This window comes from Verrucomicrobiia bacterium, assembly GCA_035577545.1.
GTDB lineage: Bacteria > Verrucomicrobiota > Verrucomicrobiia > Palsa-1439 > Palsa-1439 > Palsa-1439.
The window spans coordinates 68,844-88,097 of the sequence record DATLVI010000035.1 but is presented as its reverse complement, the minus strand read 5'-3'; the positions used below and the strand labels follow the sequence as shown (position 1 = coordinate 88,097).

Below are 19,254 nucleotides of genomic sequence, written 5' to 3'. Positions count from 1 at the left end.
ATATCGAATCTTCCCGCCTCTCGCTTGTGTCGATGGGTGTGCCGGTGTTGGAGGCATTGCTTGCGAATGACCGGATCACCGCCGCCCGCCTGCTCGGGTGCCATATTCCGTCGGACCTGTCGTTTGAGCGAATCCCAGCGGCGAGACGACTACTCCAGTTGCGCGCCGATCCCAACGTTCAGCCGTGGCTTCTTCGGGCCATGGTCGATCGAACGTCCGGAACTATGGTTGGGAACATCGGGTTCCACGCACCCCCACCCATGGAACACCTCGCCGAGGTCGCGCCCGATGGCGTCGAACTGGGCTACGGGATCCACCTACCCTGGCGGCGGCAGAAGTACGCCACGGAGGCAAGCATCGCGTTGATGCACTGGGCATACACGCAACACAATCAGCGTTGCTTCGTCCTTACCATCTCTCCAGAGAACTTGCCGTCAACGGCCATGGCCGGGTCTCTCGGCTTCACCCGATGCGGTTCGCAAATGGATGAAGAAGATGGCTTGGAAATAATTTTTGTACGGCGATTCGACAAATGGCCGGCGGATTGGCGTATGGATGTCGCCAGATAGCCGGCCGCGCAAAAGCCTCAGCCGCTACCTGCCCTCTTCAATCTTCCTCTGATACGCCCTGTTCGAGTAGCCGGACGCGCGTGCCAACTGCTCCCACTCGTGCTGCACGCGGGCATACGCCTCTTGCGTGAACTTGTCGCTGTGCAGGTTCGGGAATGTCTGTTTCAACTTCACATACGTCTCGATCAAGCGCTCGTACTCGGAATTGATCTTCTCGTCCGAGCGCCCCGAACTCACCGTACCCGCGAAGTTTTCCGCCTGCGCGTGGAAATCAACAACGGCCTGCACCGCTCCCTCTTCCGGGCCTTCGGCGAGATGCTGGCGCACAATGTGATCGAGGTCGCGCGCTGCGATGGCCAACACCTTCGACTGCGCCGCCATGTTCTCGCGATGTGTGGGCGTCACCGTCACCTGCGTGGCGCAGCCGATCACCGCCGCTAAAGCCACAGCTACCGCCAACATGCTGAATCTCTTCATCTTGCCTCCTGTGGGTTGTGTCGCTATTGGTACACAAGTCGCGGCATCGAGTCTAGACAAACCGCCCCACTGTCGCTACACTTTGCGCCCTGATTCTCCCATGAGCGACGCGAAACAACTCAATGTCGGTCTGGTCGGCGCCGGTGTCGTTGGCGGCGGCGTGGTGAAGCATCTCACCCGCAACGCCGACCTCATCACCGAGCGGCTCGGCATGCGCATTAACCTCAAGTGGGTTTGCGACAAGGACGAGTCCCGCCTGAAAGACCTGCCTATCGCCAAGGAACATCTCACCGGCGATGTGCAAAAGGTGCTGCAGGATCCCGACATCCATGTCGTCATCGAGCTCGTTGGCGGTACCGGCTTCGCCAAGACCCTGATTCTCGACGCGCTCAATCGCGGCAAAGTGGTCGTCACCGCCAACAAGGCGCTACTCGCCCACGATGGTGAAGAGCTTTTCAGCGCCGCCGCAAAGAATTCGACCAACATTTTCTACGAAGCCAGCGTCTGCGGGGGCATCCCAATCATCAAGGCCCTCCGCGAAGGATTCGTCGCCAACCAATTCCCCATCCTCTACGGTATCGTCAACGGCACCTGCAATTACATCCTGTCGCGCATGACCGCGGACGATTTGCATTTTGAGGAGGCCCTCGAGGAGGCCCAGTCCCGCGGCTACGCCGAGGCGAATCCGGCGCTCGACATCGACGGTGTGGATTCGGCGCACAAGGCGACGATCCTCGCCTCCCTTGCGCACGGGTTTTGGACCGGCTTCGAGAACACCTACGTCGAAGGCATCCGCCAGGTTTCGCGCCTCGACATCCAGATTGCCCGCGAACTTGGTTACACCATCAAACTGCTGGCGGTCGTCAAGAGCACCGGGGAAAGCCACTCGCCTGCCGTGGAAGTCCGCGTGCATCCGACGCTCATCCCGCACAGCCATGTCCTCTCCAGCGTCAACGGAGTCTTCAACGGGGTCGTCGTCCACGGTGACGTGGTCGGCGACACGATGTTTTATGGTCGCGGCGCGGGCGCGGACGCGACGGCGAGCGCCGTCATCTCGGATTTGGCCGATGCCGCGTTGAATCTCAAGTTTGGCAGCAAACAACGGGTGCCCGCGTTTGTGTCGCATTGCCTCCATGCGCGCGTGCGCACCATCGATGATGTCGAGTCGCGCTACTACCTGCGGTTGACGGTCGAGGATCGGTCCGGCGTAATCGCCAAGGTTTCCCATATTCTCGGCGAAGCCGACATCAGCATCGCTTCCGTGCTCCAGCGCGAGGCTCCCGAGCCGAAAGCCGGGCACGCGGCAGACAGCAGCGGGACCGTTCCCTTGATCATGATGTTGCACACCGCGAAGGACCGGGCTGTTCGGGAAGCGGTGGCCAGAATTGACGGACTCAGCGTCGTCAAGTACAAGACCGTCGTCATTCGCGTCGAGAACTTCGACGCGACCACGAAGTGAGAGCGTAACGAACCGGATGTTTCAATGTCCAGGCACTCAATAGCAATTATCCTCATCACGTTTCTAGCCAGCGCCACGCTGTCGCGGGCGGACGAGCCTGCCATCCGTGTTTTGGTGAATGGCCACGCGATCCCCGTGAACGTCATCGAGTCCAATGGAACGGTTTATGTTCCAATCGACGCCATTTCCAAGGCGCTCGGAGCTGACGTGCGAATTGAACGCGGCGAAGTGCGTGTCGAGCGGCCCGAGCCACTCGCTCCCGTCGTGCTGGCAGCGACACCCATGGCCCCGTCGATCAAAGGCCGACTCACCTGGTACAACAATGTTTGGGAGCCGCGGAAGCCCGATGTCGGTGCGCAGGCCTGGCTTCTGAATGATTCACAAGTGCGCGATCTGGCTCGCGCGGCCGGCGGAACCATTGCGGAACCCATCCCGAAAAACCAACCTGGTTGGGACGTAAAATTGACGGAACCGTTCCAGTTCCCCCATACTGTCGCGGACGAGGACGGACGGTTCTCTTTCATAAACGTGGCCGCCGGCCCGTACCTGCTGGTCGCGAAAAGCGTGCGCGCAAACGGCCTAGCCGCGCGCGACCGTAACGGCAAGATTCGCTTTTATCGAATTCAGGTCGCCACCGGTGGCACGGTGGATGCATCCATCGACTTTGGCCCAACAGCCTATAGGGACTAAAACATGAGCGCGTGGCGCGGAGTCATCGAACAATATCGCAAGTATTTGCCCGTTACGGACAAGACGCCCGTCGTGTCGCTGTGCGAAGGCAATACCCCGCTCATTCGCGCATATAACCTCGAGAAGATCATCGGCGGTGGGCTGGAGATTTGGCTCAAGTATGAGGGCCTGAATCCGACCGCGTCGTTCAAAGACCGCGGCATGACCATGGCGGTTTCGCTTGCCGTGGAACGCGGCGCCAAGGCCGTGATTTGCGCGAGCACCGGCAACACCTCCGCCTCGGCTGCGGCCTACGCCGCGCGCGCGGGCATCAAATGCGTCGTGCTACTTCCCAAGGGCGCCATCGCCATGGGCAAGTTGACCCAGGCGATGATGGAAGGCGCGACCGTGGTTGCGTTGCGCGGAAATTTCGACGATGCCTTGCGCATCGTCCGCGAGATCGGGGAACGGTCCAAAATTCAAATCGTCAACTCGATCAATCCAGATCGCATTGAGGGACAGAAAACCGCTGCCTTCGAGATTTGCGATGCGCTCGGTCGCGCCCCGGATTTTCATCTGCTGCCCGTCGGCAACGCCGGCAATATTACGGCTTACTGGAAGGGTTATCAGGAATATCGGGCGCACAAGATCATCTCTTCTGCGCCGAAAATGATCGGCTTTCAAGCCGAAGGCGCCGCGCCCATAGTTCGCGGGCATGCGATTGAGAACCCCGAGACCATTGCCACGGCGATCCGCATCGGTAATCCGGCAAGTTGGAAGCTCGCCGAAACCGCCCGCGACGAATCCGGCGGCTTGATTGACATGGTGAGCGATGCCGAGATCATCGAAGCCTACAAACTTCTCGCCGCGAAAGAAGGCGTGTTCGTCGAACCCGCCTCCGCCGCCGGCGTCGCTGGCTTGCGCAAACACGTGGCGAAAGGACTCTTCCCGCGCGGCTCGGTATTAGCGATCACCCTGACCGGTCACGGCCTGAAAGATCCCGATACCGCCATGGCGAATGCTTCCTCGCCTATCACCTGTGATGCGAACGCGGACGAAGTTTTGAAAATAATCAGTATTTAACATGGCTCTCATTGTACAAAAATACGGCGGGACATCGGTCGGCAATCCCGAGCGAATCAAGAATGTCGCACGCCGCGTGTTGGCGACGCAACAAGCCGGCAACAAGGTCGTCGCCGTCGTCTCGGCAATGAGCGGCGTGACCGACAACCTCATCAAACTCGCCAAGGAAGTCCATCCCGAGCCGAACGAGCGCGAGATGGACATGTTGCTGTCGACGGGAGAACAGACAACGATAGCACTGCTCGCCATGGCGCTACATTCGCTTGGCGCAAAAGCCGTGTCCTTAACCGGCGCGCAGGCTGGCATCGTCACCGACGGCCTCCATACCAAGGCCAAGATCGCCAACATCACGCCGAAACGCGTCCACGAATTTCTCGATAACGGCAACATCGTGACCATCGCCGGCTTTCAAGGCGAAACGGCTGACGGCCAGATCACCACGCTCGGACGCGGTGGCAGCGACCTGACCGCCATCGCCATTGCCGCCGCCGTGAAGGCCGATCTCTGCCAGATTTACACCGATGTGGACGGCGTCTATACTTCCGATCCGCGCATCGTGCCCAACGCGCATAAGCTCGCGGAAATCAGCTACGACGAGATGCTGGAACTGGCCGCGCTCGGTTCAAAAGTCATGCAGGCCCGTTCCGTGGAATTCGCCAAAAAGTTTGGCGTGATATTTGAAGTGCGCAGCAGTTTCAACGACAACCCGGGGACTATTGTGAAAGAAGAAACCGCAAAAATGGAAGATGTGGTCATCCGCGGCGTCGCGGTTGACAAAAACCAGGCCAAAGTCACCATCGCCGGCGTGCCAGACAAACCCGGCATCGCCGCGAAAGTCTTCAAGACCATCGCCGACGCCCACATCAACATCGACGTCATCGTCCAAAACGTGAGCGAGAAGGGTTTCACCGACATCTCCTTCACCGTCGCCTCCAACGAAGCGGCCAAGGCCACGAAAGCCCTACAGCCCATCGTCAAGGAAATTGGCGCGCGCGAAGTCACATCCACAACGGAAATCGCCAAGCTCTCCGTTGTCGGCATCGGCATGCGTTCGCACCCGGGCGTGGCTGCCAAGATGTTCGAGACCCTCGCGTCCACCGGCGTCAACATCGACATGATCTCCACCAGCGAGATCAAGATCTCCGTCATCATCGGCCTCAAGGACGCCGACAAAGCCGCTCGCGCCGTTCACGACGCGTTCGAGTTGGGCAAGTAGTCGCGCAGGCAACTGGGAACGACACGGTCCGGCGAGATACCTCGCCCCCGGAGTTTCCTGCCCCGCCGCAAGATGCCAAAAACTTCAATTTTCTTCGGAACATTTCTGCTTCCGAGCGCATCAAACTGGATGGTCCTGGCCGTGGCGTGGCTGGGCGGGCAAAGGCCGAAAGGGAGCATGACTTGTGAGGCGTTTGACGAAAATTGCTGCGGCAATGGGGGTGATCGTTGGATTGACGATCGCGGCGCAGGTGGCCCTGGCAAATCCATCCGGTGCGGACACCGCATCGGCGTCCCAGCGAGTGCAAAAATATTGCGGCCCCGTTTGTGAACTGCAGGCACAGGACTCGGCGTTCTCACTGCTGATCGAGGCGTATCGTCAGTTCCAAAGCCGACAGATCGAACTCGATTACGAGTCGCGCCTGAAAGCGGCCGCCCATCTCAACGAGGAACCCGACTCGCTGGTCATCGGCACCACGCTCACCAGTGCTCGCACAATGCGGGCGTGGGTTGAAGCTCTTGCCGAAAAAGAACGCGACTTGAGGTTGGAACAACTCCAGACCCGCGTTGCGAACTTCACCACGGTTTATCATTGCGCGCGCAAAGCCGACGAAGCTTCCGCCGGGCAACCCGTCACCAGCAAAGTGGACGTCAAGGCAGCCGCTCAGCAATTGAAAACCCTGCGCCTGCTGTCGCTCGGTTCACCCTCCCGCGCTAACTTCCAGATTGTTACATCGACGCCTGCCGCCGACATTTTCATGGATGCCGAGCCCGCCGATGTCTGGCCGGAACAGTTGGTCGGCCCTTGTGAAGACACACCCGCCTCTGCCACGTCACCCGAGCAGACACATTAGACATCGATGGTTGTAGCCACAACTCGCCAGTCGTTGACAGACCTTTGGACCTTCCAATAGGATTGGCGGCATTCCGATGCGTTTCCATCAACATTCCACCAGGAGGCAGGTAATGCGCCGCTGCTCTCGTATTTTGCTCGTTCTAACCTTCCTCAGCGTTGGACTCGCGGCTTGTCCCGCCATTGCACGCGATCTGAAGTTCGGGTTCACGCCCGTCTTGGGCGAGGCGGAAATGAGAGCCGAGTTCGATCCCCTCGCGGCCTACCTTTCCGATGCCATCGGTCAGAAGGTCGTCCTCTATGTCGCCAAAGACTATGGCGATCTTCGCACGCAAATGGAAGCTGGGGCGGTGGACATCGGAAGCTTCTCCCCCTTCGCCTACGTAGATGCGACCCGGGGCGGAAAGATCCGGATTATCGCGCAGTCGATCATCGATGGCACCGCTACTTATCGCGGCATCATTGTCGCCCGCAAAGATAGCGGGCCAAAGACAGTGGACGACCTGAAGGGAAAACGGTTTGCGTTTGTGGATCCCAAATCGGCGTCGGGATATGTTTACCCGCGCGCCATGCTGATTGAAAAGGGGCTCGACCCGAAAAGTTACTTCGGCGAAACCACTTTCGCGGGCGATCACAACAAAGTGATCGCTGCCGTTCTGGAAGGACGGGTGGATGCAGGAGCCATTTACGAAGGCGCCCTTGCCGTCGCCAAGGCCAACGGTGTGCCGACGGAAAACCTGATGACCCTGGCCAGCACCGACCCCATCCCGCACGACGCTATCGCGGTCCGGACTGGACTGGATGAGGCCCTCGCGAAGAAGATCCAAACGGCGTTGGTGGACATGGACAAGACCGAAGCCGGCCGTCGGGTTATCGCCAACAGCAAGAAGAAGTTGACTGGCCATGTGATTGCCGAAGACAGCCTATTCGACGTGGTGCGGCGGACGGCGAAGACGGCGGGGATGTAGGCACTCAGCGCGAGGGGCACGAATCAGACAGGAAGACGTCTTACGCTGTCGATGGAACGCGCGGCAGGTAATGATGACGTTCGCTAAGCGCTTAGGCCCTGATAACGAAAAGCGAACTGACCCTTTTTCTCATGCCTTTCCTTTAGGAATCGCCCTGTGGATTTGCCACCCCGTCTTTGGCAGGTCGAAGGAAATGAGTGTATTTAATGCCAAGCAACAAGCATGGTAGTGAACGCCAGATCGGATGGACACCGCAATCAAGCGAAGTAGTCGTACCGGATTCGCATACCACACGTAGGCCAAGGTTGCTCCAAAGTCCGCCATCTAACTCGACCAGATGCTCTCCCGCCGGGACCTCAAATTCGACACCGGTCATCCATCCGACTTTCCCTACGGGTACCCCGTCCAATAGAATCTTCTGCTTGATAAGGCAGCCCAGCTGGCCACCGCCCCGAAAGACTCGTAGGATTGTCTTCATTGCTTTCTCTTCGCGGCTCCAAGTTCCCAGGTAGTACCCCTACAGCAAGGCGCAGGTTGTTATTGTGGCTTCACCTGTCAGTGCCTGGCACAATACATCGAAATAAGAAAACAAATTATTACAAACACCACCCCTCCTAATAATGTGCACAAAACCCGTTTATGTGGGGGCGATATCGTCTTACGGTTCGCAAACCAGTTTCCAATTACAAAAAGAGCCACCAATGCCATCGACGCAATAGTGATCCAATCAGAAAACGAAATGCCTGCAAAGTCTCTCATGCCGTCCTCAGAATAAACAGGCTGTCGATCGCCGGGCCACAAGTGCCCCGCATCCCCCGGCGCGGTACCGCGCGGCGTCGGCGCGACTTGGAGCGTGAACGGGCTGTTCCAGGATCAGATTCATGGTCAGTTCACTGATCCAATCAAACGCGTCCCTTCTCTGGCTCGCAGTATGACCGCGCTGGTGGTGTTTTGCACTCGGAACGTTTTCGGGGTGAATTCTCGCGCGGTGTAGCCGCGCCTCTGCGAGGCGCGGTTCCGCACGGCTTACAGAGCCGTGGCTACACCAATCGGATAGCGACAGTATTTCGCCACTTGTAATCGTTATACGATAATGTTATACTGCGTGATTATCGATAACAGATGCATGCCGACACATGTAACAGGGACCGGCGCACAATGTGACGGCTCCCCCACCACACCACCCCTCCGCCGTCGCCAAGGGCTATGGCGGACACGCATGAAAGGACAGAGCCATGATTCCCTATGATGTAGTTCCCACAACAGCGGCAACGACAAACGGGCGGGACGCCCGTTCTACGCAGGAAACATCCGACGCGGGCAACAGGCGGGACGCCTGTTCAGCGCCGGAAACCCTGGTCACCTCCCCTGCTCCGCTTGCGCGGACGCGAGCGTCGAGGAATCGGAAAATGGCGCGGAGGCGGCCGGGGCCGCGGACTGAGGAAGGCAAGGCGGCTTCGCGGATGAACGCGGTGAGGCATGGGATCCTGTCGACGGAAGTGGTGGTGCGGGGGTTGCGGATCCAGGAGCGGGAGGACGAGTTCAGGGCGTTGCGTGCCCGGTTCCTAGAGAGCCTGGCGCCGGAGGGGCCGGTGGAGGAAATGTTGGTCGAGCGGATCGTGACGATGCAGTGGCGCTTGCGACGGGTGTTGGTGGCGGAGACGGGAGAGATCGCGCTTAGCGTGGATGGCGGGCGGCGGCGGCGGGCGGACCGTGAACCGCTTTCGCTGGGACTATTCCTGAGTCAACTGAGTGACGCGGCAGTGCAGATGGAGAAATCGACACAGGGGTTGAACTACCTGAAGGTGGTATTGAAGTCAGTGCGCGAAAACGTGGAGCGTGAGGGCGAATTGACGCAGGCGACTTACGATCGGCTGCTGCAGCAATTCGTCAATAAACCGAATTCCCTGACTCGCGAGCTTCTGGGATACCGCGAGAGGTTTCAGGCAAATGTCGATGGGTTGGCTCCTGAAGAACAGAAGGACAACCATCAGCGTGCCGTGCTGCAGTACATCGACCAGAAATTGGGCGAGTACGAAGAGTTGACAGAACAGGGGCACGAATGGGAGGACAAAGAGGAATCGGCACGGCAGGCGGCGAATATATTGCCGGCGGCGCCCGTACTGGAGAAGATCCTGCGGTATGAGGTCGCGCTGGACCGGCAGATGTATCGCGCGATGAACCAACTGGAGAGATTGCAGCGTCGGCGCGCCGGGGAGAATGTGCCACCGCCATTGACCATGGAGGTCCTGAGGAAATGATTCTGCCCAGAAAACACGCAAATTACGAAACGAACCCCCCTGCTAAGTTCGGATTTTGGAATGGGTTAGGCGTTCGACCTCTAAAAACCGGCGGGTTGAGTGACGCTCGACAAACGTCTTAAAGAGGACAGAGATTTGCCATCAAACGACGGACGGCCCGGGGCGGTTTCGACAGGCTCAGGGCGACAAATCCGGAATACGAATATGGCCTGCACAAGAAGGCCGCCAACAGCGCAGTTGACGGGCGGGGCGGTTGGTTTTAGTCTCTTTGCTTGCCAATGAGCAGGAAAATCTACATCTACGATACGACGCTCCGTGACGGGGCGCAGGGCGAAGGAATCAATTTTTCCAGCGCTGACAAGATTCGTATTGCCGAGCGCCTCGACACCTTTGGCATCAACTATATTGAAGGCGGCTGGCCGGGCTCCAACCCAAAGGACATGGATTTCTTCGCCGAGGCGGCCAAACGGAAATTCAAGCAGGCGAAAGTCGCGGCTTTCGGCAGCACCCGCCGCGCAAACACCAAGTGCAAGGACGATCCGCAGATCGACATGCTGGTCAAAGCCAATACGCCCGTCGTCACGCTTGTGGGCAAGACGTGGTCGTTGCATGTGCGCGAGGTGATCCGCACCACGCCCGAGGAAAACGTGGCGATGATCGGCGATTCCGTGCGCTTCTTCAAGGAGCACGGCAAGGAAGTCGTCTATGACGCCGAGCATTTTTTTGATGGTTACAAGGACGACCCGCGGTATGCGCTGGCCACGCTGCAGGCCGCCCAGGACTCGGGTGTCGATATCGTCGTACTCTGCGACACCAACGGCGGCACGATGCCGAGTGAAGTTGGTCGCATCACGGCCGAAGTCATCGGACAAATGAAGTGCGCGGTCGGCATCCATACGCACAACGATTCCGGCGTCGGCGTCGCCAACGCCTTGGCCGCCATCGAAGCCGGCGCCGTGCAGGTCCAAGGCACCATCAATGGTTACGGCGAACGCACGGGCAACTGCAACATGACCACGGTCATCCCCTGTCTCGTTTTGAAAATGGGTTACGACTGCATCTCGAAGGAGAATGTTGGCCGCCTGCGCGATCTGTCGATGTTCGTCGATGACCTCGCGAACGTCCGCCACGACATCCGCCAGCCGTTCGTCGGCGCGACGGCGTTCGCGCACAAGGGCGGCATCCACGTCAACGCCATTGAAAAAGTCGCGCGCAGCTACGAACATATCGAGCCGGAGACGGTCGGCAATCACCGCCGCGTGCTGGTAAGCGAGTTGAGCGGCCGCAGCAATATCTTGATGAAGGCGCACGAGCTGGGCATGGACCTGAGCAAGGATACGCCAGAAGTGCGCGACATTCTCCAGCAGCTCAAGCAACTGGAGCACGCGGGGTACGAGTACGAAGCGGCCGATGCCAGCTTTCATATCCTTGTGCAAAAGCTGTTGAAGAAGCACAAGCCGTTCTTCAAACCGATTACCTATTATGTCACAGCGGCTGGCCTCTGGCATGGGACGCCTCTGGGCCTCGGGTCTTCATCAAGTTCGTCGTCGAGCAGCGATGAGAACCGCATCGAAGCAACGGTGGATATCGAGGTCGGCGGCCAGAATGTGCATACCAAGGAAGCCGGCGACGGTCCCGTCAACGCGCTGGACAAGGCCCTGCGCGCGGCGCTCCTGAATTTCTATCCTGCGATCGCCAATGTGCGGCTCATCGACTACAAAGTGCGCATTCTCGACGGAGCGAGCGGCACCGCCGCCAAGACGCGTGTCATCATCGAGAGTACCGATGGCACCGACACCTGGGGCACGGTCGGTGTCGACGCCAACATCATTGAGGCCAGCTGGGAGGCCCTCGTGGATTCTGTCGAGTACAAACTCTTTCAGGACGAGAAGCGGAAGTGAGCGAAGCGAAAGATCTCCCGCCAAATGGATTCCCAGGCTCTACTTGATTTGGTTCGCGCCAGCCCAAAAGACGCTGGCACGCTGAAGCTGATTGTGTTGCGGTTACCGCACGATCAACGTCAGACGCCACCGCAAGCGACTCTCAGTATAGAGCACGGCGTTGCTGGTGATCGTTGGAGCCTAAAGGCCAACGCTGATCCGCTCGTGCAGATTTCGGTGATGAATTCCCGGTTTCTCGAAGCCATTGCCGGTGAATCCGAACGTATGAACCTCGCCGGCGACAATTTGATCGTGGATCTCGACCTGCATGAGGACAACGTCCCCCCCGGCACGCGTTTGCGCATTGGCGAGGTCGTATTGGAAGTCACGGATGTTCCACACACGGGTTGCAGCAAGTTTGAACGCCGCTACGGAAAGGCCGTGCTGGATCTCACCAATACGCCAGAAGGTTCGGCGTTGCATCTGCGGGGCGTTCTCGCACGGGTGATTCACGGAGGGGAGGTCCGGCTTGGCGACACCATCCGCAAAGAAGCGCCCCACGCTTGAGACCCAGCGGCTTGTCCTCCGCCCGTTTGGATTGAGCGACGCGCCGCGCGTGCAACTCCTGGCCGGTGACCGTGATGTTGCCGCGATGACAAAGAACATTCCTCATCCCTACGAAGACGACCTGGCCGAGGCGTGGATTGGTTCGCACCAGGAACGGTTCGATAGGAGCGAAGAAACTGTCTTTGCCATCATCCTCGAAGAAAGCGGCGAACTCATCGGCGCCATCGGACTGGTTCTCAAGCTCAACCAGGAGATTGGGGAGTTGGGTTACTGGGTGGGAAAGCCGTATTGGGGCCGCGGGTACTGCACTGAAGCCGCGCGCGCAGTTTTACACTTCGCGTTCACCGAACTCCACCTGAACCGGGTGCATGCCCACCACTTCAGCCATAACCCGGCCTCGGGGCGTGTCATGCAGAAAGTCGGCATGCGCCACGAAGGCCGTCTCCGCCAGCATGTGAAGAAATGGGGAGAGTTCTTCGATGTGGAAGCCTACGGGATTCTGCGTTCGGAGTTTGTGGACCCAACGCGAGGCTAACTACATCCCGCCCGTTTGCTGCAACATACGGCGCAATTCTGCGCTGAACTCCTGCATGTCCTTCTCCGTCGGCTTGCCGGAGCCGAGCTCGGGATCGAGTCCCAACCGTCCCATCTCATCGAGGACCCAATGTGCCTTCGCCCCCGAGGAGAACCGCGCGTACCCGCTCAGCATCGAGCCCGGTGCGGGAACTTGATCAACACTGATCGAAAGCTTGCTGCTGGTCCCCGACTCCGCCGTTCCCATGTCATTCGGAGCAAGCTTCCCGCCCGCACCGGCTGCAGGGGCGGCTGGCGGCAACACGGTCTTCAGCAGTTCTTTCTCTGGCAACTTGGCGTCCGGCATCTCGGACAACAACAACCGCAAATCCATATACTTGATCGGGTCGTTCTTCTCCTTGTGGAGGTAATCCTGGATTTGGGAAAGCGTCAGCCCCTTGGCCAGCAGTTCCTTGACGATTGGCTTGCGTTCCTCGTTGGTCATGAGGGAAGACTACACGCAACCGGCTTCGCACTCAAGACCGGCATATGAGCCTCGCGTGACTGGCGAGATGATTTGGATTGTCTGACCAGCGCTCCAAATAATAGACTCCTCCAACCAGGGAAATGAGATTCCCTGTTTTCCGAGACAACCAGATTCGTGAATTCCCGCAACCAACTCCCCGCCGATCCCAAGACGAAAGGTTACACCCGCTCCCGGCGCTTCCCAGACTTCCTCGCCGTCGGCGTGATGCTAATGGCGGTTGCGGCCCTCTACCGCCCATGGCTTGTCTTGGGCGGCACCCACACTCTTTTTGGGTTCGATTACCTTCAGCTTCATACGCACCGCCTGAGCTATGCCCGTGAAGCCCTCCTCGGCCCACACCCGTTCCTGCCGGCGTGGTATTCGCGCGAATTACTGGGCACGCCCTTTTGGTCGAACATGCAGAGCTTCCCTTTTATCCCCACACGTCTATTGCTCCTGCTTGTCGACCCACTGCAGGCGTACGCGCTGGGTGTGAACCTGGCCGCCGGGTTGGCCGCGTTGTTCACGTATTTGTACTGCCGCCGTGTCGGTTTGGCGCCCCTACCTGCGGCAACCAGCGGCTGGACGTTCGCCGCGTCGGGGTTCTTCGCTGCCCGCACCATGGCGGGGCACCTGCCTCTCCTGGAAGCTTACCCCGCGCTACCCTTGTTACTTTGGTTGATTGAGATAAATCTTCGAGAACCATCATCGAGTCGCGGGTGTAATCTTCCCCTTCTGGCTTTAAGCGTCGCCACCGGTTGCGTTGTGATGGCCGGTCATCCACAACTCCCCATCTACGCCCTGGCCACTGCGATCCTTTATCTGCTCTACCAAGCACGCGACACCCGCGCCCTCAAGCCGCTGGGCGCAATGGTTCTGGGCGTCGGATTGGCCGGCTTCGTCCTTTGGCCTATGTTTCAACTCGTCCGCCGTAGCACCCGCTTGCTCTCATTGGACGCGCCACAGAACGACATCTCATTTCCTTACGCACGGCTGGCCAGCTATCTCTTCCCCTGGAAGGATGGATTTCCTGACCCTTTTAGTGGGAACCCACTGTTTGCTCATTATCCCAACACGGCGTATTTCTGGGACACAGTCTGTTACGTCGGTTGGTTGCCGCTCCTCGCGCTGATCTTCCTGATATTGCGGGGTAAAGGACGTCAGCGTCCTTGGCCATTTTTCATCGTGCTGGGGAGTTTGGCCCTAATTCTAGCCTTACCTCTTACGCAATCCCTCCGTTCGTCGATTCCCGGTACCATCCTGCGCAGTCCATCGCGCCAGATCTACCTGACAACCTTCACATTGGCTCTGGCCTTGGGCGGAGCCCTGGATTCTTGGTTACGCAATCCGCCGCCAAAGGCGCGCACGTGGGTTGTGGGAGCGGCCTTCCTGGCGCTGGTCGTGCATGCCTGGGATCTCGGGGGACATGATCTGCGTTTCATTCGCGCGCTCCCAGCGGCCAGCTTTCGCGTTCACAGTGTCAATGAGACTTGGCTCACCCAAATCAGTAATGGGCGGATCGCCATGGACTCCGCCATTGCCTCGCCGCTGAATCGCGAGATTGACGATATCGGCTTCTTTGACTCCGTCATCCTCGCCCGGCCCTACCGGGCACTGATCGACCTGACCGACAAGCCTCCCACCTTGAATATCCAAAAACTTGATGGCTCGCAGATGAGCGCCCGCGCACTCGCTGCCACCGCAACGAAATTGGTCGTCACATCCCAAGAACTGGACGATTTGCCCCGCCTTGACGCCAAGGGTACCGTGCACGTTTACGCAGTTCCCCTCGCGGTGTCCCGCGCGTCGTTTCTCCGATCTTCGCAGGCCGTTTTCCTGAATGAGGCGAAGATTCACGAACGACTGCGAGATCCAAGTGTCAACCTGACCGAATTGATAATGCTTCCCCCAAACGCGGACAAGCCCACGCCGCCGCCTCCTGCTACTCCTGATTTCGACGGGGCGGTCACCTACGACCGTCCTTCAAGTGATGTCATCGTGTTGAAAGTTCGAACCAACCAGGCTGGTTTCCTTCGCGTGCTCGAGTCTTTCGATCCCGGCTGGACTGCCAACGTGGACGGAGCGCCGGTTCCGATCCTTCCCGCCGACGATTTTGCCCTCGCCGTCCGCTTGGATCCCGGTATCCACCAGGTACGCCTGCGATACGCCACCCCTGGCGCAAGGACTGGAGCCGCTATCTCCCTAGTCAGCCTGCTCTTGCTGGTTCCGCTGCTTGTCTCCCGCCGTTCCCAACCTCTCTGTGGTTGAATTGTCCGCGACTCTCCGCTACAACCCCTGTGCGATGGGCACTGCACCGACAGAAATCTCGAAGGCCTACGAGCCGAACCTGGTTGAGGACAAGTGGTACGCCGACTGGCTGGCGAAGGGTTGCTTCACCCCCAACCCGGCGTCCACGAAGCCGGCCTATTCGATTGTCATGCCGCCGCCCAACGTGACGGGCGTATTGACGATGGGACACGTGCTTAACAACACGCTGCAGGACATCCTCGCCCGCCGCAAACGCATGCAAGGCTTTGAAGTGCTCTGGTTGCCGGGCATTGACCACGCGGGCATTGCAACGCAAACGGTCGTCGAGAAGACGCTGAAGAAACAGGGCGTCATGAAGCACCGCGACGACCTTGGCCGCGAAAAGTTCGTCGAAAAAGTCTGGGAATGGAAAGAGAAGCACGGCGGCATCATCATCCAGCAACTCAAGAAGCTCGGTTGCTCATGCGATTGGACCCGCGAACGCTTCACGATGGACGAAGCCTACTCGCGCTGCGTCCTGCAGGTTTTCGTCGATCTCTACAAGAAGGGCCTGATCTATCGAGGCAAGCGGATGGTCAACTGGGATCCGTCGGCGCGTACCGCCCTTTCCGACGAAGAAGTGATCATGACCGAGACGCAAGGGCACCTCTGGCACATCAAATACCCGATCGTTGGCTCGGATGAATTCATAGTTGTCGCCACCACGCGTCCCGAAACGATGCTTGGCGACGAAGCGGTGGCGGTGAATCCGGCCGATGCACGCTATCAAAAGCTCATCGGCAAGAAGTTGTTGCTGCCGTTAAAGAATAAACAGATTCCCGTCATCGCCGATGAAGCAGTCGATCCGAAATTCGGCACGGGCTGCGTCAAGGTCACGCCCGCGCACGATGTTGCTGATTACGAGATGGCGCTGCGCCACAAATTACCTTTCACCGTCGTTATCGGCCCCGGCGGGAGGATGACCGCGGAAGCGGGCGACGACTACGAAGACCTCGACCGTCTGGAGGCGCGCGAGGCTGTCGTCGAAGCCTTGAAGCGCGAGAGTTTGTTGCTCAAAGTCGAAGACTACACGCACAACGTTGGCTACAGCGAACGCAGCAATGTGCCCATCGAGCCGTACCTGAGCGAACAGTGGTTTCTCAGGTATCCGCAAGTCTCCCGCTCCATCGAGGCACTCGAAAGGAACACTGTACAATTCTGCCCCGAGCGTTGGACTAAGACCTACATGCATTGGATGCGCAACATCAGAGACTGGTGTCTCAGCCGCCAACTTTGGTGGGGCCATCGCATTCCCGTCTGGTATCGCGGCGACGAGATCTACTGCGGCATTGACGTGCCAACGGGCGATGGCTGGACGCAGGACCCCGACGTGCTGGACACATGGTTCAGTTCCTGGCTTTGGCCGTTCGCCACGATGGGGTGGCCCGACAAAACCAAGACATTGGAGAAATTTTACCCCACGACTGATCTCGTCACCGGCCCGGACATTATCTTCCTCTGGGTCGCGCGCATGATCATGGCCGGGTACGAGTACACGGACGCCAAGCCGTTCTCTAACGTCTATTTCACCGGCATCATTCGCGACACGCAGGGCCGCAAGATGTCAAAGTCGCTGGGCAATTCGCCTGACCCACTTGACCTCATCGCGAAGTACGGCGCCGACGGCCTGCGCTTCGGCTTGATGCTTATCGCGCCGCAGGGACAGGATATCTTGTTCGATGAAAAACGCAGCGAAGTTGGCCGCAACTTCATGAACAAACTCTGGAACGCCGCACGCTTCATCCAAATGCAGCGCGCCGCCAATCCATCTGCGCGTCCGCCGAATGCGCACGACCAGAATATCCTGGGAGCGCTCGCGAACACCGTCTCGCGCGTGGCTGCGTCGCTCGATGCATACAAGTTCAACGAGGCAGCGAAGCAGCTCTATGATTTCGTGTGGGGTGATTTCTGCGATTGGTACATCGAGGCCAGCAAAGTCTCCCCCAACATCGCCATGCTCGACACCGTTTTTGGGACAACATTGCGCCTGTTGCATCCCTTCGCACCGTTCATCACCGAAGAGCTTTGGCATGGCATGGGTTACGGCTCGGAAACCATCCAGGTTGCGTCATGGCCGAAGGCCGACTTGGTTGATGGTGAAATCGCCGACGTCATGCCGAAAGTGCAGGATTTATACGGCATCGTGACGGCCGGCCGACAACTGCGCAGTGACTACGGGATTGAGCCTCGCCAGAAGGTTACATTCGTCATCAAACCGAGCCGCCGTGCAGATTTCATTGCGACAGAGATTCCATTTCTGACGCAAATTCTCTTGGCCGAGAGTTTGACCATCGAATCGGATTACCAGACGACGGGTCTGACGCCCAGCCTGGTGACGCAGGCGGCAACGATTTTCATGGTCGGCGCTGTCGATCCCAAAGCCGAGCTTGCGCGTCTCACCAAGCAACTGGCGGACACCGAAAAGCAACTCGCCACAACGGAAGCGAAGTTGGCCAATGAAAATTTTACCAGCCGCGCTGCGCCCATCGCCGTGCAGCGCGAACGCGAGCGACAGCAACAGCTGCGTGAGCAACGGGAAAAAGTCCAGGCGCTGCTGCGCGCTCTTCAGTGATCGAATTTGTCGAGGTAATCGCTGATGGGACTGCGCCGCTCCCCTTCCAGCTTTTGCGCCTGATCAAAGGCTTGAAAGTAGCCGTTGAACACCTGGGAAAGTTCCTCCGGCGCGTACGCCCGCTCGGCTTGATCCATGTAGACGGCAATTGCCCGCGACTGCTTGTCGACCGCGGCTTGCCCCACCGCCGCATGCTTTACCGCGCGTCGAAAGCGGACGGTATTGCTCTGAAAGAGCCACGTCATCGCTTCGATGTATTCATCCAGCACGGGTTGGTAGGAGGGGTGCGCTTGGGCACGCAAAGCGCCGAACTGGCTAATCTTCAGTTTCAAAACATCCGTCAGCCAGGCCTCATCGGTGTACTGCCAGAGTTTGTCGATGGTCGTCTCCGTTTCCTCGGGCATCCCTTTCTGCCACTTGGTCGGACCGATCTTCGCGACGAGGATCGCGTTCAGTTGGTGTGCCGTTTCCACGGCGGAGAGGTTCTCCGCCACGGTCACGGACGTTCGCCGGGCTTCCTCCAGGTTCCACCATTTCTCAAGCGCTGCCCTCTCTGGAAAATCCTGGTGGTAGACCGTCCAGAACGCGTTGCTCGCAACCTTTTCCGTGCCGAGTCCCGACAGGAAACTTCGTAACTTCCGTGAACCATCCGGCAACGCAAGGAGACTTTCCGTGAACAACCACGCGTTGGCCCGAAAGAGCTGTCGGTCGGCCGGATCGATGGGCAGAACCTTGACGTCCAGTACCTCCGTCGCCTGCTGCGGCCGGCCGGCCGCCACCGATCGTCGCGCGATCGCCAACAGGAAATCGAAGCGACCCTGGATCGACGCCGCGAGCCCCTGAACAAGCCAGGGTGGCATGACCGGCGCCGCATACAACCGTCCGCGAGCCACCGGTTGATCACGGTTCGCCCACTCCGAGCATAAACTGTCGACCATTGTCACCAGTAGTTCGGCTTCGTCGAGCGGTGGCGGCAACAGGCAATTGATCTGGTATTTGAGATGGTTCTCCGTCTGGAATACCGCCATCGAAATCGCGGGCGCATTGGCCCGCGCGGGTTCGCGCGGACTGACCACGAGCAGAATCGGATCCCGCCAGGTATCGGCCACGTCCATCCGCTGCAACCACTCATGTTTGACGCGCTCTGCGTACACGCACAGCGCCGACGGCAGAAGCTGATTGTTGGCGTAGGCCGTGAACTGACGCGATGCGCTGATGGTGCTCGTGAGGGCGTTCGTGCCGTTGGACGCAGCGCGAGCGACGCGGGATTGCGCGAGGGCAACGGCAACCACTGCGAGAAACCGGCTCCAGTGTCGCGCGTTCATAATCCCGCAA

At 59.0% G+C, this 19,254-nt stretch carries 16 protein-coding genes; 13 read left to right on the top strand and 3 right to left on the bottom strand.

All coding sequences use genetic code 11. The features are described from left to right. Nucleotides 1-32 precede the first annotated feature (32 nt). Nucleotides 33-569, top strand: a complete 537-nt coding sequence (locus VNL17_13535) for a GNAT family N-acetyltransferase (protein HXI85103.1) — start codon at nt 33-35, stop codon at nt 567-569. A 24-nt stretch (nt 570-593) separates the two neighbouring features. Here the strand turns inward: VNL17_13535 and VNL17_13530 are convergent, their stop codons facing one another. Further along, a complete protein-coding gene (locus tag VNL17_13530; GenBank protein HXI85102.1) occupies nt 594-1,046 on the bottom strand; it encodes a hypothetical protein in 453 nt (150 codons plus the stop codon). 100 nt (nt 1,047-1,146) lie between these two features. Between VNL17_13530 and VNL17_13525 the strand changes: the two genes are divergently transcribed. The 10 genes from VNL17_13525 (at nt 1,147) to VNL17_13480 (ending at nt 12,536) form a co-directional block, all read left to right on the top strand. Next, nucleotides 1,147-2,505 carry a homoserine dehydrogenase gene (locus tag VNL17_13525; GenBank protein ID HXI85101.1) on the top strand — a complete coding sequence of 453 codons (1,359 nt, stop codon included), beginning with the start codon at nt 1,147-1,149 and terminating at the stop codon, nt 2,503-2,505. 24 nt (nt 2,506-2,529) lie between these two features. Then, on the top strand, nt 2,530-3,195 hold the full coding sequence (locus tag VNL17_13520; protein ID HXI85100.1) for a hypothetical protein: 666 nt from the start codon (nt 2,530-2,532) through the stop codon (nt 3,193-3,195). A 3-nt stretch (nt 3,196-3,198) separates the two neighbouring features. Then, nucleotides 3,199-4,257 carry a threonine synthase gene (gene thrC / locus VNL17_13515; protein HXI85099.1) on the top strand — a complete coding sequence of 353 codons (1,059 nt, stop codon included), beginning with the start codon at nt 3,199-3,201 and terminating at the stop codon, nt 4,255-4,257. 1 nt (nt 4,258) lies between these two features. Beyond that, nucleotides 4,259-5,473, top strand: a complete 1,215-nt coding sequence (locus VNL17_13510) for an aspartate kinase (GenBank protein ID HXI85098.1) — start codon at nt 4,259-4,261, stop codon at nt 5,471-5,473. Between the two features lie 184 nt (nt 5,474-5,657). After that, nucleotides 5,658-6,326, top strand: a complete 669-nt coding sequence (locus VNL17_13505) for a hypothetical protein (GenBank protein HXI85097.1) — start codon at nt 5,658-5,660, stop codon at nt 6,324-6,326. Between the two features lie 112 nt (nt 6,327-6,438). Next, nucleotides 6,439-7,293 carry a phosphate/phosphite/phosphonate ABC transporter substrate-binding protein gene (locus VNL17_13500; protein ID HXI85096.1) on the top strand — a complete coding sequence of 285 codons (855 nt, stop codon included), beginning with the start codon at nt 6,439-6,441 and terminating at the stop codon, nt 7,291-7,293. A 1,409-nt stretch (nt 7,294-8,702) separates the two neighbouring features. Next, nucleotides 8,703-9,554, top strand: a complete 852-nt coding sequence (locus tag VNL17_13495) for a hypothetical protein (protein HXI85095.1) — start codon at nt 8,703-8,705, stop codon at nt 9,552-9,554. Between the two features lie 278 nt (nt 9,555-9,832). Then, the gene (cimA, locus tag VNL17_13490; GenBank protein HXI85094.1) at nt 9,833-11,455 is read left to right on the top strand and encodes a citramalate synthase; all 1,623 of its coding nucleotides are present in this window, start codon (nt 9,833-9,835) and stop codon (nt 11,453-11,455) included. A gap of 24 nt (nt 11,456-11,479) precedes the next feature. After that, nucleotides 11,480-12,001: an MOSC domain-containing protein gene (locus VNL17_13485; protein ID HXI85093.1), complete on the top strand. Its 522-nt coding sequence runs from the start codon at nt 11,480-11,482 to the stop codon at nt 11,999-12,001. Beyond that, nucleotides 11,964-12,536: a GNAT family N-acetyltransferase gene (locus VNL17_13480; protein ID HXI85092.1), complete on the top strand. Its 573-nt coding sequence runs from the start codon at nt 11,964-11,966 to the stop codon at nt 12,534-12,536. The genes VNL17_13485 and VNL17_13480 overlap by 38 nt, the downstream gene beginning before the upstream one ends. Here VNL17_13480 and VNL17_13475 read toward each other — a convergent pair whose 3' ends face one another. Then, on the bottom strand, nt 12,537-13,019 hold the full coding sequence (locus VNL17_13475) for a hypothetical protein (protein HXI85091.1): 483 nt from the start codon (nt 13,017-13,019) through the stop codon (nt 12,537-12,539). 156 nt (nt 13,020-13,175) lie between these two features. On the opposite strand from VNL17_13475, the gene VNL17_13470 reads away from it, so the two are divergent. Both VNL17_13470 and VNL17_13465 read left to right on the top strand, forming a co-directional pair. Next, the gene (locus VNL17_13470; GenBank protein ID HXI85090.1) at nt 13,176-15,308 is read left to right on the top strand and encodes a YfhO family protein; all 2,133 of its coding nucleotides are present in this window, start codon (nt 13,176-13,178) and stop codon (nt 15,306-15,308) included. A 34-nt stretch (nt 15,309-15,342) separates the two neighbouring features. Next, complete coding sequence (locus VNL17_13465) at nt 15,343-17,919, top strand: valine--tRNA ligase (protein ID HXI85089.1); 2,577 nt, start codon at nt 15,343-15,345, stop codon at nt 17,917-17,919. On the opposite strand, the gene VNL17_13460 is transcribed toward VNL17_13465, so the two are convergent. Next, nucleotides 17,913-19,244 carry a hypothetical protein gene (locus VNL17_13460; protein ID HXI85088.1) on the bottom strand — a complete coding sequence of 444 codons (1,332 nt, stop codon included), beginning with the start codon at nt 19,242-19,244 and terminating at the stop codon, nt 17,913-17,915. The genes VNL17_13465 and VNL17_13460 overlap by 7 nt on opposite strands. Nucleotides 19,245-19,254 lie beyond the last annotated feature (10 nt).

Bases quoted from the DNA above. Each gene is read 5' to 3' on its own strand.
- VNL17_13535 (HXI85103.1), top strand. From the start codon at position 33: ATGGGTGTGCCGGTGTTGGAGGCATTGCTTGCGAATGACCGGATCACC.
- VNL17_13530 (HXI85102.1), bottom strand. From the start codon at position 1,046: ATGAAGAGATTCAGCATGTTGGCGGTAGCTGTGGCTTTAGCGGCGGTG.
- VNL17_13525 (HXI85101.1), top strand. From the start codon at position 1,147: ATGAGCGACGCGAAACAACTCAATGTCGGTCTGGTCGGCGCCGGTGTC.
- VNL17_13520 (HXI85100.1), top strand. From the start codon at position 2,530: ATGTCCAGGCACTCAATAGCAATTATCCTCATCACGTTTCTAGCCAGC.
- thrC (HXI85099.1), top strand. From the start codon at position 3,199: ATGAGCGCGTGGCGCGGAGTCATCGAACAATATCGCAAGTATTTGCCC.
- VNL17_13510 (HXI85098.1), top strand. From the start codon at position 4,259: ATGGCTCTCATTGTACAAAAATACGGCGGGACATCGGTCGGCAATCCC.
- VNL17_13500 (HXI85096.1), top strand. From the start codon at position 6,439: ATGCGCCGCTGCTCTCGTATTTTGCTCGTTCTAACCTTCCTCAGCGTT.
- VNL17_13495 (HXI85095.1), top strand. From the start codon at position 8,703: ATGGCGCGGAGGCGGCCGGGGCCGCGGACTGAGGAAGGCAAGGCGGCT.
- cimA (HXI85094.1), top strand. From the start codon at position 9,833: ATGAGCAGGAAAATCTACATCTACGATACGACGCTCCGTGACGGGGCG.
- VNL17_13485 (HXI85093.1), top strand. From the start codon at position 11,480: ATGGATTCCCAGGCTCTACTTGATTTGGTTCGCGCCAGCCCAAAAGAC.
- VNL17_13475 (HXI85091.1), bottom strand. From the start codon at position 13,019: ATGACCAACGAGGAACGCAAGCCAATCGTCAAGGAACTGCTGGCCAAG.
- VNL17_13465 (HXI85089.1), top strand. From the start codon at position 15,343: ATGGGCACTGCACCGACAGAAATCTCGAAGGCCTACGAGCCGAACCTG.
- VNL17_13460 (HXI85088.1), bottom strand. From the start codon at position 19,244: ATGAACGCGCGACACTGGAGCCGGTTTCTCGCAGTGGTTGCCGTTGCC.